This window comes from Streptococcus mitis (assembly GCF_003942685.1).
Lineage (GTDB): Bacteria > Bacillota > Bacilli > Lactobacillales > Streptococcaceae > Streptococcus > Streptococcus mitis_CD.
Genome location: NZ_RJNR01000006.1, coordinates 1 through 13,001 on the forward strand (window position 1 = coordinate 1; position 13,001 = coordinate 13,001).

Below are 13,001 nucleotides of genomic sequence, written 5' to 3' on the forward strand. Positions count from 1 at the left end.
GTAGATAAATGATGAACAATAGAAAATAGGAAAAAATATGTCAAAAAAATTAATTGCTCTAATAGGAGTTCCTGTAGGAATTATCTTCATCAGTATTATAGTGTTGGCAGGTTCGTACAATAGTCTTGTTAGCAAAGATGAATCTGTGAAACAGGCTAACTCGAAGATTGAAGTGGCACTTCAACGTAGAGCTGACTTAATTCCAAATGTTGTAAATTCTGTAAAAGGATATATGAAGCACGAGGAGGACATCTTTACAAAGATTGCGGATGCTCGTTCTAAGATTGGATCAGGAAATAAAGAAACCAAAAGTGAAGGGGAGAGCGAATTAACTTCTGCCATTTCTCGATTACTAGTGGTTCAAGAAAATTATCCTGAGTTAAAAGCTGATACACAAGTGTCTTCTCTAATATCAGAGCTTGAGGGAACTGAAAATCGTTTGTTTGTTGCTCGTAAAGATTACAACGATACTGCAACAGAATATAATAAGACCATTAGACGTTTTCCTACTAATATGATAGCTAGTTTGTTTGGTTTCCAAAGAGCTGAGTTAATTGAAGCAGAGAAAGATGCAAAGGTGGTCCCTAAAGTCAATTTAACTGATTAGTCTTGTGGGGTATCTCCTATGAAAAAGTTACTTTTACTCTTAATTACCCCTTTATTCTTTTTTATGCCTCTTGTTGCGGCTAATATAGCTGTTCCAGATCGTCCTTTAAATGGTATTTACGATCCTAACGGTTATTTAACCACTAGTGTTGCAGAAACGTTAGAGAGTATGAATGCTGGAAGTGAAACCCAAGTAGGTATTTACATTGTAGATACTCTGGACGGTTCCAGCATCGAAGAGGTAGCCAATGAGGTTGCACGCAAATGGAAAGTTGGGAAACAAGATTCCAACAGTGGAATTTTAATTGCTATTGCTATAAAGGATAGAAAGTTTCGTATTGAAACATCCAACGAAGCAGCAATTTGGCTTACTGACTCTATGGCCAGTTCCTTACTAAATGATTCTAAGCCGTACATGAAAGAAGGGAAATATACTGATGCTCTTAACAAAATTCTAGTAGGTATTTCTAGAGCGGAGTCTAGAAAAGCTGAAATCATAAACAAGAAGGAAAATAATCGACTTCCAAAAAGCTATGAAAAATCATTAAAAAATAATGAAGGCTTTAGTAAGTACTTCGATTACATTCCGTTTCCGATATTGTTCTATCTGTTGTTCTTTCTTTTACTAAGTTTAGCAACGTGGATCAAGTACTTAAAAAGATGTCGCTTTTCTAAGTATGAGTACGAGGGAAAGGGTAAGCTGTATCCAGATTTTCCTGACTTTGTACCTAACGATACGTGGACTGAAGAACGTAAATCTGACTATAAAAAAAATAAGCGTTTAATTAGGTCTCAATATCAGTACGAAGGATATAATAAACTTTATCCAGACTCAAAAGGTTTTCTGCCTAATGATACTTGGACTGCATTACTTCTAGAAGCATACTACGCAGAAGTTGAAAGAAAGCACCTAGATAGGCTTAATCGCTCTCAATACTCTTATAATGGGAAGGGGAAACTCTATCCAAACGATAAAGATTTTGTGAGGAATGCTTCTTGGACTTCCGATCTTAAAAAAAGCTACTATGCTTCACAAAGAGTACAGTCAAGTTCTTATGATAGATCAGATTCATATGATTCTGGTAGTTCTAGTTCATCTTGGTCTTCAGATGATTGGGGTGGCGGTGGATTTGATGGTGGTGGTTCTTCAGATAGTTGGTAAATTGAAAATGAAAAGAATTGCTAAAATAAGAAAATAACTATCATAAAGTCAGAAATTTTTAAGGAATTTCTGGCTTTTTATGATAAAATAAGTAAAAGTATTGCAAGTATGAGGTTCAGTATGAAACTAAAAACAAACATTCGCCACTTGCATGGCAGTATTCGCGTTCCAGGTGACAAGTCTATCAGCCACCGTTCCATTATCTTTGGAAGTTTGGCTGAGGGTGAGACTAAGGTTTATGATATTCTGCGAGGTGAAGATGTTCTTTCGACCATGCAGGTTTTTCGTGACCTTGGTGTTGATATTGAGGATAAAGATGGGGTTATTACCATTCAAGGTGTAGGTATGGACGGCTTAAAAGCTCCGCAAAATTCTTTGGATATGGGAAATTCTGGCACCTCGATTCGCCTGATTTCAGGCGTTCTTGCTGGTGCAGACTTTGAAGTAGAAATGTTTGGAGATGATAGTCTTTCCAAACGTCCTATGGATCGTGTGACGATTCCACTGAAAAAAATGGGCGTCAGCATTTCAGGGAAAACTGAGCGAGACCTGCCTCCTCTTAGCTTAAAAGGGACGAAAAACCTCAAACCTATTCAGTATGAGTTGCCGATTGCCTCTGCCCAAGTCAAGTCAGCCTTGATCTTCGCAGCCTTGCAGGCTAAGGGGCAGTCAGTTATTATCGAAAAAGAATGCACCCGTAATCATACTGAAGATATGTTGCAACAATTTGGTGGCCATTTAAGTGTGGACGGCAAGAAAATCACAGTTCAAGGACCACAAAAATTGACTGGACAAAAGGTGGTCGTACCAGGAGATATTTCCAGTGCAGCCTTTTGGTTAGTCGCAGGTTTGATTGTTCCAAATTCTCGTCTAGTGCTGCAGAATGTGGGCATCAACGAAACGCGTACAGGTATTATCGATGTCATTCGTGCCATGGGTGGAAAACTAGAAATAACTGAAATTGACCCAGTCGCTAAATCTGCTACCTTGATTGTTGAGTCTTCTGACTTGAAAGGAATAGAAATTGGTGGCGCTTTGATTCCACGCTTGATTGATGAATTGCCAGTTATCGCTCTACTTGCGACTCAAGCCCAAGGTGTCACAGTTATCAAGGATGCTGAGGAACTTAAGGTCAAGGAAACAGACCGCATTCAGGTAGTGGCAGATGCCTTAAATAGTATGGGAGCAGATATCACACCTACAGCAGATGGAATGATTATCAAAGGAAAATCAGCCCTTCACGGTGCTAGAGTCAATACGTTTGGAGACCACCGTATCGGTATGATGACAGCCATCGCAGCCCTTTTGGTGGCAGATGGAGAAGTGGAGCTTGACCGTGCTGAAGCCATCAATACCAGCTATCCAAGCTTTTTTGATGATTTGGAGAGCTTGATTCATGGCTAAGGTATTACTCGGATTTATGGGGGCTGGAAAATCAACTATTGCTAGAGGATTGGACCCTAATTACCTTGATATAGATGCCTTGATTGAGAAACACTTAGGTATGTCCATTGCGGAATTTTTCGCGGAAAAGGGCGAAGTGGCCTTTCGTCAGGTGGAGTCAGAAGTCCTAGCTGAGTTACTACAAAGAGACCAAGTTGTGTCAACTGGTGGAGGAGTGGTCGTTTCTCAGCGAAATCGTGACTTACTAAAGACAAATTCTGATAATATCTACCTGAAAGCTGATTTTGACACCCTCTACCAACGCATATCAGCTGATAAAGACAATCAGCGCCCGCTTTTTCTAAATAATAGCAAGGAAGAATTAGCAGCTATTTTCCAAGAAAGACAGACTTGGTATGAGGAAGTTGCCAGTCGGGTTTTGGATGTGACCAAGCTAAGCCCAGAGGAAATTATAGAGGAACTGAGATGAAAATTGCTTATCTAGGTCCCAAGGGATCATTTTCACACCACGTTGTGCAGACAGCTTTTCCTCAGGAGGAATTGCAAGCCTTTGCCAATATTACAGATGTTATCAAGGCCTATGAGCAAGGCTTGGTGGACTATTCTGTGGTGCCAGTTGAAAATTCTATCGAAGGTAGTGTTCATGAAACCTTGGACTACCTTTTTCATCAGGCTCGCATTCAAGCAGTTGCAGAAATCGTTCAGCCTATTCATCAGCAGTTGATGGTGGTTCCAGGCCATACTAAGATTGAAAAGATTTTTTCACATCCACAGGCTTTGGCTCAAGGAAAGAAATTCATCGATGAACAATATCCAGAGGCCCAAATCGAGGTAACAGCTAGTACAGCTTATGCAGCCCGTTTTATTTCTGAACATCCAGACCATCCTTATGCAGCGATTGCACCAAGAAGTTCTGCTGAAGAATATGGCTTGGAACTGATTGCCGAGGATATTCAAGAAATGGAAGCCAATTTCACACGTTTCTGGGTTTTGGGAGCTGAAAAGTCTTCTATTCCCTTGAAAGCACAAACTGAGAAAATGACTTTGGCCTTGACCTTACCGGACAACCTTCCAGGTGCCCTTTATAAGGCTCTGTCGACCTTTGCTTGGAGAGGAATTGACCTGACAAAAATTGAAAGTCGGCCACTCAAGACAGCACTGGGTGAATACTTTTTCATTATTGATGTGGACTATGCTGATAAGGACTTGGTCCACTTTGCCCAAAAAGAATTAGAAGCCATCGGAATCCAGTATAAGGTTCTGGGTGCCTATCCCATTTATCCAATATCAGACCATGGAAAGGAGAGAAGATGAGTAAAGAAAATCCTTTAAGCCATCACGAGCAGTTACGTTATGACTATCTTTTTAAGAACATTCATTACCTCAATGAGCGAGAGAAAAAAGAGTTTGCTTACCTGCAAGGTAAGTTAAATATGGCTAGTGGTAGTGAAGTTTCTCCAGAAATTCATAATGAAAATCACGATATGGAAGATTCTTTCATGGAACCAATCAATCAGTCTCCTCTTCCAACCTACGGTAACCGTAGTCGTGCAAAAAAATATCAGAAAAGTCATCCTCTTCCAAAGGTTAAGTCCAAAAAACGTAAGATTCGTTGGGGGCGCATTTTTGCAGGATTGCTTGCCCTTCTAGCCTGTGTCGGTTTTGGCATGATTTTTATGTTCCTAAAAGGCTATTCAAATGCGGATCAAAATAAACCTGCCAATGCTAAGGCAGCTCAAGTAGAAGTTTTTCATGGTCAAGATACCAAGGATGGGGTTAATATTTTGATTATGGGGACGGATGGACGGATTGGCCAAAATAGTGCTGAAACAAGAACGGACTCTATTATGGTCTTAAACGTTGGTGGCTCAGATAAGAAAATTAAGCTGGTCAGCTTCATGCGTGATAACTTAGTTTATATTGATGGATATAGTAAGATTATCAATGGAAAGAAACAAACAGATAACAAGTTAAATGTAGCCTATGAACTAGGGGAACAGGAAGGCCAAAAAGGAGCAGAAATGGTTCGCCAAGTATTGAAAGATAATTTTGACTTGGACATTAAGTACTATGCCTTGGTTGATTTTCAGGCCTTTGCAACCGCTATTGACACTCTCTTCCCTGACGGGGTGACGATTGATGCCAAATTCTCAACCTTAGAAGGTCAACCTTTAACCGAAGCTACGGTGGGAGATGACTTGCATGCTACAGAAACAGAGTCTCCAACCCAGACTATCAAAGTTGGAAAACAGCAGATGAACGGTTCAACCTTGCTCAATTATGCTCGCTTCCGTGATGATGATGAAGGTGATTACGGTCGTACCAAGAGACAACAGCAAGTGCTGACAGCTGTTCTGCAGCAACTCAAGGATCCAACTAAACTTTTTACTGGATCAGAAGCACTTGGTAAGGTCTTTGGGATGACCTCTACGAATGTTCCCTATAGTTTCTTATTGACAAATGGTTTATCCTTCCTAGATGGAGCGCAAAATGGCATTGAGAGATTAACGGTTCCAGAACTAGGTGATTGGGTAGATGATTATGATGTTTATGGAGGACAGGCACTCTTAGTAGACCAAAATAAATATCAAACTAAACTTTCTCAAATGGGAATGAGATAAGATAAGACAAAATTCCAAATAAAAAACTATACTTTAAATATAAAATAACGATCCTTGGACAATAGTCCCTTATCTCCAAAAAAAGCAACGGATTTGCCGTTGCTTTTTTACATGGTTGCGATAGTCTTTGTAAAATAGAATTGCTTAATAAACCATTTAGAAAGTCTATCCCATGCCTATTCACTATAACACAAATCAAACAACTATACCACTAGAAATCAGTTCTTTCTTACCACAAGATCATCTTGTCTTTACTATTGAAAAAGTGGTGAATACCTTGGAAGATTGTCACTTCGACGCCTTCTATCATGCCTTTGGTCAGCCATCTTATCACCCTAAAATGCTTGTATCTACTCTTTTATTTTCCTATTTACAAGAGATTTTCTCTGGTCAAGAAATTGCTAATGAAGAGTATACAAGTTATTCTGAAACAGATCCCGTGAAAATCAAAAACGATAAAGGAGAGATAGAAGATATCGGCACAGTCCGTCAGGTGATTGAAAACGAGACAGGAATAAAGGTTTACGTAGTTGAGAGTTTAGACAAATCTTTATGGTATACTATAAGTAAATCAGTGCATGATATATTTGTAAAATAACATAAAGGAGACGTCATGAAGCCATTAAAAATTGTAGGAATCATTTTAGCTAGTTTTTTGGTTATTGTTGGATTAAGCATAGGAGGATATAAAGTAATGCAAAAAGTAGAACACGATGAGATGGCGAGAATTGTTAAAAGTGAGGAAGTCAAAAAGATTGTTGAAAATAAACTTAAATATCTAGATAGTGAGGCCTTAACAAAAGAAGGTACAATAAAATCGTATGAAATTGATATCGACTCAATTAAGCATAATCCCATGGGTGGTATTGATTTTAAAGTATATGTAAATTCAGATAAAAAACTAAGAGTGATGTATGGATTAGAGAAAGATAGCACTACCGGAAAAATTGAATATTCAGGTGGCGGCTATTCTGCTCAACTTGCAGAATTGTTAAAAAAGGTGAAAAAATGATACAAAAATATACGGAACATGATAGACAAAAAATTGCTGCTAGAGAATATACGGAGTATACGAAAGATGATCCAATTGATATTGGAACTGATAACAATCCTAATGTAATCGGCACAGTTCGTCAGGTGATTGAAAACGAGACAGGGTTGAAGGTTTATGTAGTTGAGAGTCCAGACAAATCTTTACGGTATACTATAAGTAAATCAGTACATGATATATTTGTAAAATAACATAAAGGAGACGTCATGAAACCATTAAAAATTGTAGGAATTGTTTTAGCTAGTTTATTAGTTATCGTTGGATTAAGCGTAGGAGGATTTAAAGTGATGAAACAAGCAGAACATGATGAGATGGTGAGAATTGTAGAGAGTGAGGAAGTCAAAAAGATTATAGAAGATGATTTGAAAGAAATGGATCAATTTTATTTAACAAATAAAGGGAAAATAAAGTCTTATCAAATTGATGATAAATCCATCAATCATAGTCCAATGGGAGGGATCAAATTAAAAATTTATATAAATAATGACGAAGAATTATATGTATTTTTCACTGTTAATAAAGATAAAAAAAGTGGAAAGTTAGTTAATGATGGCGGAGGAAACTCTGCTAAATTTGAAAAAATGATAACGGAGAGAAAAAGTGAGTAGACAGTATAGTGATCATGAACGTCAAAAAATTGCTAATGAAGAGTATACAAGTTATTTTGAAACATATCCCAACATGATATATTTGTAAAATAACATAAAGGAGATGTCATGAGGTTATTAAAAATTATAGGAATTGTTTTAGCTAATTTGTTGGTTATCGTTGGATTAAGCGTAGGAGGATTTAAAGTGATGAAACAAGCAGAACATGATGAGATGGTGAGAATTGTAGAGAGTGAGGAAGTCAAAAAGATTATAGAAGATAACCTAAAGCTGAGGCATAAAGGGGCACTTGAAGAAGGAAATATTATCCAGAATTATGATATAGATATTAATTCCATTTTTCATAGTCCAATGGGAGGGATCAAATTTAAAATTTATATAAATAATGACGAAGAATTATATGTATTTTTCACTATTAATAAAGATAGAAGTAGCGGAAAGTTAGTTAATGATGGTGGAGGAAGCTCTGCTAAATTTAAAAAAATAATAACGGAGAGAAAAAGTGAGTAGACAGTATACTGATCATGAACGTCAAAAAATTGCCAATGAAGAGTATACAAGTTATTCTGAAACATATCCCAACATGATATATTTGTAAAATAACATAAAGGAGATTCTATGAAGTCATTTAAAATTGTAGTAATTATTTTAGCTAGTTTGTTGGTTATCGTTGGATTAAGCATAGGAGGATATAAAGTAATGAAACAAGTAGAACACGATGAGATGGTTAGGGTTGTCAAGGGTGAGGAAGTCAAAGAAATAATAGAGGATTATTTGAATTACATAGATGGGAAAGCTTTTACAAATAAAGGAGTAATCCAGTCTTATGAAATAGATACAGAATCTATTCAACATAACCCTATGGGGGGAATAAATTTTTCTGTTTATGTAAATGAAGATAATGAACTATATGTAAGGTATACCCTAGAGAAAAACTCGCAAACAAATAAGGTGGATTTTTCCAGTGGGGGATACTCGGGGAAATTGCACAATCTGATAAAGGAGAAACAATGAGTAGAGACTACAGTGATTATGAGCGACAAAGTATAGCAAATGAGGAGTATTCAGTCTATGAACCTAGTGATCCTCTGACTATTAAAAACGATAAAGGAGAGATAGAAGATATCGGCACAGTCCGTCAGGTGATAGAAAACGAGACAGGATTGAAGGTTTATGTAGTTGAGAGTCCAGACAAATCTTTACGGTATACTATAAGTAAATCAGTGCATGATATATTTGTAAAATAACATAAAGGAGATGTCATGAGGTTATTAAAAATTATAGGAATTGTTTTAGCTAGTTTGTTGGTTATCGTTGGATTAAGCATAGGAGGATACAAGGTGATGAAAAAAGCAGAACATGATGAGATGGTGAGAATTGTAGAGAGTGAGGAAGTCAAAAAAATCATAGAAGATGATTTGAAAGAAATGGACCAATTTTCTTTAACAAATAAAGGAAAAATAAAGTCTTATCAAATTGATGATAAATCCATCAATCATAGTCCAATGGGAGGGATCAAATTAAAAATTTATATAAATAATGACGAAGAATTATATGTATTTTTCACTATTAATAAAGATAGAAGTAGCGGAAAGTTAGTTAATGATGGCGGAGGAAACTCTGCTAAATTTGAGAAAATGATAACGGAGGGGAAAAGTGAGTAGACAGTATAGTGATCATGAACGTCAAAAAATTGCTAATGAAGAGTATACAAGTTATTCTGAAACAGATCCTTTGAAAATCATAAACGATAAAGGCAAGAAAGAAACCATCGGTACAGTCCGTCAGGTGATAGAAAACGAGACAGGAATAAAGGTTTACGTAGTTGAGAGTCCAGACCAATCTGAAGTGTCCGTTCTTTACGAAGGTTCTAAAGCGCCATTTGATGAAGGATGGGAAGTGGATTGGCTTGCAAATGATATTCCCATGGCTCAAAATATTTTGAAAGGTGAAGAAGGGGTGACTTCTCAGTTGAAGGCGGCGGCATCTATCTTAGATGATATAATGTTGGAATATCCAAACGCTAAAATCTCAGTTTATGGTCACTCTCTTGGTTCTATGAATGCTCAATACGCCCTAGCTAATGTTAGGGACATTTCACGTATTTCAGGAGCTTATATCTACCAAGGCCCGAATATCTATCCGGTCTTGACCAAAGAACAGCGGCAGCGTGTGGATGCGATAAAGTATCGTATTCATAATTATGTTGATGATAAAGATTTGGTTCCTATAGGTTACCCTAAAAATAGAATGGATAGTGTCGGTGTTGTAGGGATGATGCATCATGTGGACTCTGTACAACAGGTAGATTTTGTATATTCTCAACACTTGTGGGGCGGTTATGTTTTTAATGAAGATGGTAGTCTTAAAATTAAGAATGATCGTTCATCGTTTGAAAAACGGTATTCATCTGGTTTGGATAAGGTTTCCAGTGGCTTGTATTCCTATGCAAAGGCTAAAGAGGCATTGGCTTCAGGCGGTTATACGAGTGGTGAGGAACTCTTTTTAGACTCCGAACAGGCCTTAACGATTTCATCGGGATTGCATGAAGTCGCAAATGCTGGTCATGAAGAGATTTGCTCCATAGTTCATAAAGCTCACCAAGAAGCAGAGAAAATAGTAGCGAGCACTTATCACGTTCCCTTTGGTTTTATTTTATCACCTACAGAGGTGGCGACAGCCTATTCTGATGGAGGAGTATCTCGTACGACAATCGTAGATGATCTTGATCATTATTTCTATCCAAAAATCAAAAAATCAGAAAAACTAGCCGAAGATTTTCAAAGTTTAGAAAAGCAAATAGCAGATGGTGTCCAAAAAAAATTGGAAGATGATAAAGAGTTAGCAGGGAATTTTAAAGAATGGATGAAAATCAAGTAATCTGGCAGGAATTAAGAACAAAGCAAAACCATTTAGATTTATTAGATGAACGCAATCGTTCTATTCGCCAACAAAGAGAAGAACAATTTGAAGACCTTCATCAAAAACGGAACCAATTGTTGCATATGATGGAAAGAAAGTATCAGATGATGCAGCATTACCTAGGACAAGTGGACGTGGATACTACTGAGGAAAGAGCACGATTAAACAGAATAGCTTCGGACTTTAGCCAAGCAGTATCTATAGGATTTATAAGAAATCAGCGTGCTTTGGAACAAAGTATTGAAAAAGAAGAGATTGAGTATAGACGAGAACGACGAAAATTAGAAGAGGATATAGATACCTTACATCGTCGAAAGATGAAACTTGATCAAGAAAAAAAGAAGGGATAGCTTATGTTTGATGAAATGATTAATGATTTCTTCTCAGGAGTGAACAATAATATGATTGAGATTCAGAAGGGACTAGAACGTTTACTAATCAGTCATATCTATTCACCGATCAAATTGAATGAGCGTAATAATTTGATGTCAGATGGTGACTTTAAGATCAAAACAGAAGCTCTAGCAACAAAGACAGCACTAGGGATGATTTCTAGTCAACTCGATACAACTATGAAAGGAGCTTATTCGACAAAGGTTGTTGAGAATTTGAAGACGAAAGAAAAAGATTATGATACGATTGTGTAGAGATGAATATTCGACAATTGGAATTAGATAGGAGATTAATACAGGAAAAATCAAGGTTCGAATCACCAGTAAAATAGTGGTTTGAACTTTGATTTTTCTTAGTGTCTGATGGATTTTTAAGGCTTTTTTATGGTATAATAAAACGATATAACTCGTTATTGAACAGAAGAGGAGAGACATGAGTGATTTGAAAGCGATTCAGGCTCGTAGTCTGGAAATGGCTGAATATTTCGTCGCATTTTGTAAAGAACATGATTTGCTTTGTTATCTTTGTGGTGGAGGTGCTATTGGTGCCCTTCGAAACAAGGGTTTCATTCCTTGGGATGATGATCTAGATTTTTTTATGTCCCGTAAGGATTATGAAAAATTGGCAGAATTATGGCCTCGTTATGCAGATGAGCGTTATTTCTTGTCAAAGAGTAACAAGGATTTTGTCGACCGCAATCTTTTTATTACTATTCGTGACAAGGAAACTACCTGCATTAAACCTTACCAGCAAGATTTGGATTTGCCACATGGTTTGGCTTTGGATGTTTTGCCTTTGGATTATTATCCTAAAAATCCAGCTGAGCGGAAAAAACAGGTTCGTTGGGCCTTGATTTATTCTCTGTTTTGTGCCCAAACTATTCCAGAAAAGCATGGCGCACTTATGAAGTGGGGAAGCCGTATTTTACTCGGTTTGACTCCAAAATCTCTCCGTTATCGCATTTGGAAAAAAGCTGAAAAAGAAATGACCAAGTACAGTCTGGCTGAGAGCGATGGAATCACGGAGTTATGCTCCGGTCCTGGCTACATGAGAAACAAGTACCCAATCGCATCCTTTGAAGATAATCTCTTCTTGCCATTTGAAGAGACAGAGATGCCCGTTCCAGTCGGCTATGATGCCTATCTCAGCACTGCTTTTGGTGATTATATGACACCTCCACCAGCAGATAAGCAGCTACCACATCATGATGCTGTTATCGCTGATATGGATAAGAGTTATAGAGAGTACAAGGGAGAATATGGAGCATGATGGGAGAAAAAATAAGCGTTATCGTTCCAGTCTACAATGTAGAAGCCTATTTGGAACGATGTGTGGAGTCAATTCTTCATCAGACTTATACCAATTTTGAACTAATCCTAATAAATGATGGGTCTACTGATTCTAGTGGAAAGATCTGTGATGATTTAGCAAATCAGTATGAGAATATCAAGGTTTACCATATCGAAAATGCTGGTGTTTCTAATGCAAGAAATCTTGGAATTCAGCTAGCGACAGGTGCTTGGATAACTTTTATTGATAGCGATGATTTCGTCACCAATGATTATCTAGCTACTTTAGCTAGTGCAGTTGAGGGAGAACATGTAGGTTTTGTGATTGCTCCTCTACACCATATCAAAAATGGCATTGTAACAGATCTTCCTCCACATTCTGGAAAAACAGAACTCTGGTCGACAGAAGAAACCATGAAGGAACTACTGATGACTACCAGAACGTCATTTTTTCCAGTCGCAAAACTGTTTAAGAGAGACCTGCTTGCGGATGAAAAGTTTAATACAAATTATCACCTGGCTGAAGATGCCCTATTTTTAACTGAATTGTTACTAAAGACAAGATGTAGTAGCGTATTTATTGACAAACCGATTTATTATTATGATCATCGTGAGGGAAGTGCGACAACATCTGTTAATCGGTATGTATTTGATACGATAGAAGTTTATAAGCAAATAATCGCTCAAGTTTCACAAATTTTTCCTAATTTAAAACACGAATTAAAAAATAGAGAATGTTGGTCGTACATCACAGTTTACGATAAAATTATCTTTACTTCACGTGGAGAGTATCAAAAGGAGAAAGCCGAGCTGAGGACTTGGATTGTTCAGCATCGACGTGAAATATGGAAGGATGCTTATTTCACTACTTTTCGCAAGGTAGCGATCCTCTCACTTGTCATTTCTCCATGGCTATATAAGAAAATTGTTGGATTAAAAAACTAA

Annotated in this window: 18 protein-coding genes and 1 pseudogene; all 19 read left to right on the top strand. The window is 37.3% G+C overall.

Annotation, left to right across the window (positions count from 1 at the left end; genetic code table 11):
• Nucleotides 1-37 precede the first annotated feature (37 nt).
• The 19 genes and pseudogenes from D8855_RS05475 (at nt 38) to D8855_RS05565 (ending at nt 13,001) form a co-directional block, all read left to right on the top strand.
• Nucleotides 38-607, top strand: coding sequence for a LemA family protein (locus tag D8855_RS05475; RefSeq protein ID WP_125416435.1), 570 nt, complete (start codon nt 38-40; stop codon nt 605-607).
• A gap of 18 nt (nt 608-625) precedes the next feature.
• Complete coding sequence (locus tag D8855_RS05480; protein WP_125416437.1) at nt 626-1,768, top strand: TPM domain-containing protein; 1,143 nt, start codon at nt 626-628, stop codon at nt 1,766-1,768.
• Between the two features lie 120 nt (nt 1,769-1,888).
• Entirely contained in the window at nt 1,889-3,172 is a 1,284-nt protein-coding gene (gene aroA / locus D8855_RS05485; protein ID WP_049487312.1) for a 3-phosphoshikimate 1-carboxyvinyltransferase, read from the top strand.
• Entirely contained in the window at nt 3,165-3,641 is a 477-nt protein-coding gene (locus D8855_RS05490; protein WP_125416439.1) for a shikimate kinase, read from the top strand. The genes aroA and D8855_RS05490 overlap by 8 nt, the downstream gene beginning before the upstream one ends.
• Nucleotides 3,638-4,486, top strand: a complete 849-nt coding sequence (pheA, locus tag D8855_RS05495) for a prephenate dehydratase (protein ID WP_125416441.1) — start codon at nt 3,638-3,640, stop codon at nt 4,484-4,486. Before D8855_RS05490 ends, pheA begins: the two co-directional genes overlap by 4 nt.
• Entirely contained in the window at nt 4,483-5,793 is a 1,311-nt protein-coding gene (locus D8855_RS05500; protein ID WP_042750975.1) for an LCP family protein, read from the top strand. Before pheA ends, D8855_RS05500 begins: the two co-directional genes overlap by 4 nt.
• A gap of 172 nt (nt 5,794-5,965) precedes the next feature.
• Nucleotides 5,966-6,193 (top strand): annotated as a pseudogene (locus D8855_RS11025) (transposase); the annotation flags it as partial.
• A gap of 213 nt (nt 6,194-6,406) precedes the next feature.
• Nucleotides 6,407-6,805, top strand: a complete 399-nt coding sequence (locus D8855_RS05510; protein ID WP_061590263.1) for a DUF1310 family protein — start codon at nt 6,407-6,409, stop codon at nt 6,803-6,805.
• Entirely contained in the window at nt 6,802-7,035 is a 234-nt protein-coding gene (locus tag D8855_RS05515) for a hypothetical protein (RefSeq protein ID WP_070478348.1), read from the top strand. Before D8855_RS05510 ends, D8855_RS05515 begins: the two co-directional genes overlap by 4 nt.
• A 15-nt stretch (nt 7,036-7,050) precedes the next feature.
• Nucleotides 7,051-7,452 (top strand): DUF1310 family protein, encoded by a 402-nt coding sequence (locus D8855_RS05520; RefSeq protein ID WP_125416445.1) that lies wholly within the window; start codon nt 7,051-7,053, stop codon nt 7,450-7,452.
• Nucleotides 7,453-7,560: 108 nt separating this feature from the next.
• On the top strand, nt 7,561-7,962 hold the full coding sequence (locus D8855_RS05525; RefSeq protein ID WP_125416447.1) for a DUF1310 family protein: 402 nt from the start codon (nt 7,561-7,563) through the stop codon (nt 7,960-7,962).
• A 108-nt stretch (nt 7,963-8,070) separates the two neighbouring features.
• Nucleotides 8,071-8,466, top strand: coding sequence for a DUF1310 family protein (locus D8855_RS05530; RefSeq protein ID WP_125416449.1), 396 nt, complete (start codon nt 8,071-8,073; stop codon nt 8,464-8,466).
• On the top strand, nt 8,463-8,699 hold the full coding sequence (locus tag D8855_RS05535) for a hypothetical protein (protein WP_125416451.1): 237 nt from the start codon (nt 8,463-8,465) through the stop codon (nt 8,697-8,699). The genes D8855_RS05530 and D8855_RS05535 overlap by 4 nt, the downstream gene beginning before the upstream one ends.
• Nucleotides 8,700-8,714: 15 nt before the next feature.
• On the top strand, nt 8,715-9,116 hold the full coding sequence (locus D8855_RS05540) for a DUF1310 family protein (RefSeq protein ID WP_125416453.1): 402 nt from the start codon (nt 8,715-8,717) through the stop codon (nt 9,114-9,116).
• A complete protein-coding gene (locus D8855_RS05545; RefSeq protein WP_125416455.1) occupies nt 9,109-10,332 on the top strand; it encodes an Mbeg1-like protein in 1,224 nt (407 codons plus the stop codon). Before D8855_RS05540 ends, D8855_RS05545 begins: the two co-directional genes overlap by 8 nt.
• A complete protein-coding gene (locus tag D8855_RS05550) occupies nt 10,314-10,724 on the top strand; it encodes a hypothetical protein (RefSeq protein ID WP_125416457.1) in 411 nt (136 codons plus the stop codon). The genes D8855_RS05545 and D8855_RS05550 overlap by 19 nt, the downstream gene beginning before the upstream one ends.
• A 3-nt stretch (nt 10,725-10,727) precedes the next feature.
• Entirely contained in the window at nt 10,728-11,021 is a 294-nt protein-coding gene (locus tag D8855_RS05555; RefSeq protein WP_125416459.1) for a hypothetical protein, read from the top strand.
• A 178-nt stretch (nt 11,022-11,199) separates the two neighbouring features.
• Nucleotides 11,200-12,036, top strand: coding sequence for a LicD family protein (locus tag D8855_RS05560; RefSeq protein WP_125416461.1), 837 nt, complete (start codon nt 11,200-11,202; stop codon nt 12,034-12,036).
• The gene (locus tag D8855_RS05565; protein ID WP_049511053.1) at nt 12,033-13,001 is read left to right on the top strand and encodes a glycosyltransferase family 2 protein; all 969 of its coding nucleotides are present in this window, start codon (nt 12,033-12,035) and stop codon (nt 12,999-13,001) included. Before D8855_RS05560 ends, D8855_RS05565 begins: the two co-directional genes overlap by 4 nt.

Excerpts from the sequence above, each read along its gene's own strand:
- D8855_RS05520 (WP_125416445.1), top strand. The coding sequence starts at position 7,051 with ATGAAACCATTAAAAATTGTAGGAATTGTTTTAGCTAGTTTATTAGTT.
- D8855_RS05535 (WP_125416451.1), top strand. The coding sequence starts at position 8,463 with ATGAGTAGAGACTACAGTGATTATGAGCGACAAAGTATAGCAAATGAG.
- D8855_RS05555 (WP_125416459.1), top strand. The coding sequence starts at position 10,728 with ATGTTTGATGAAATGATTAATGATTTCTTCTCAGGAGTGAACAATAAT.
- D8855_RS05515 (WP_070478348.1), top strand. The coding sequence starts at position 6,802 with ATGATACAAAAATATACGGAACATGATAGACAAAAAATTGCTGCTAGA.
- D8855_RS05565 (WP_049511053.1), top strand. The coding sequence starts at position 12,033 with ATGATGGGAGAAAAAATAAGCGTTATCGTTCCAGTCTACAATGTAGAA.
- D8855_RS05540 (WP_125416453.1), top strand. The coding sequence starts at position 8,715 with ATGAGGTTATTAAAAATTATAGGAATTGTTTTAGCTAGTTTGTTGGTT.
- pheA (WP_125416441.1), top strand. The coding sequence starts at position 3,638 with ATGAAAATTGCTTATCTAGGTCCCAAGGGATCATTTTCACACCACGTT.
- aroA (WP_049487312.1), top strand. The coding sequence starts at position 1,889 with ATGAAACTAAAAACAAACATTCGCCACTTGCATGGCAGTATTCGCGTT.
- D8855_RS05510 (WP_061590263.1), top strand. The coding sequence starts at position 6,407 with ATGAAGCCATTAAAAATTGTAGGAATCATTTTAGCTAGTTTTTTGGTT.
- D8855_RS05490 (WP_125416439.1), top strand. The coding sequence starts at position 3,165 with ATGGCTAAGGTATTACTCGGATTTATGGGGGCTGGAAAATCAACTATT.
- D8855_RS05500 (WP_042750975.1), top strand. The coding sequence starts at position 4,483 with ATGAGTAAAGAAAATCCTTTAAGCCATCACGAGCAGTTACGTTATGAC.
- D8855_RS05480 (WP_125416437.1), top strand. The coding sequence starts at position 626 with ATGAAAAAGTTACTTTTACTCTTAATTACCCCTTTATTCTTTTTTATG.
- D8855_RS05550 (WP_125416457.1), top strand. The coding sequence starts at position 10,314 with ATGGATGAAAATCAAGTAATCTGGCAGGAATTAAGAACAAAGCAAAAC.
- D8855_RS05560 (WP_125416461.1), top strand. The coding sequence starts at position 11,200 with ATGAGTGATTTGAAAGCGATTCAGGCTCGTAGTCTGGAAATGGCTGAA.
- D8855_RS05475 (WP_125416435.1), top strand. The coding sequence starts at position 38 with ATGTCAAAAAAATTAATTGCTCTAATAGGAGTTCCTGTAGGAATTATC.
- D8855_RS05530 (WP_125416449.1), top strand. The coding sequence starts at position 8,071 with ATGAAGTCATTTAAAATTGTAGTAATTATTTTAGCTAGTTTGTTGGTT.
- D8855_RS05525 (WP_125416447.1), top strand. The coding sequence starts at position 7,561 with ATGAGGTTATTAAAAATTATAGGAATTGTTTTAGCTAATTTGTTGGTT.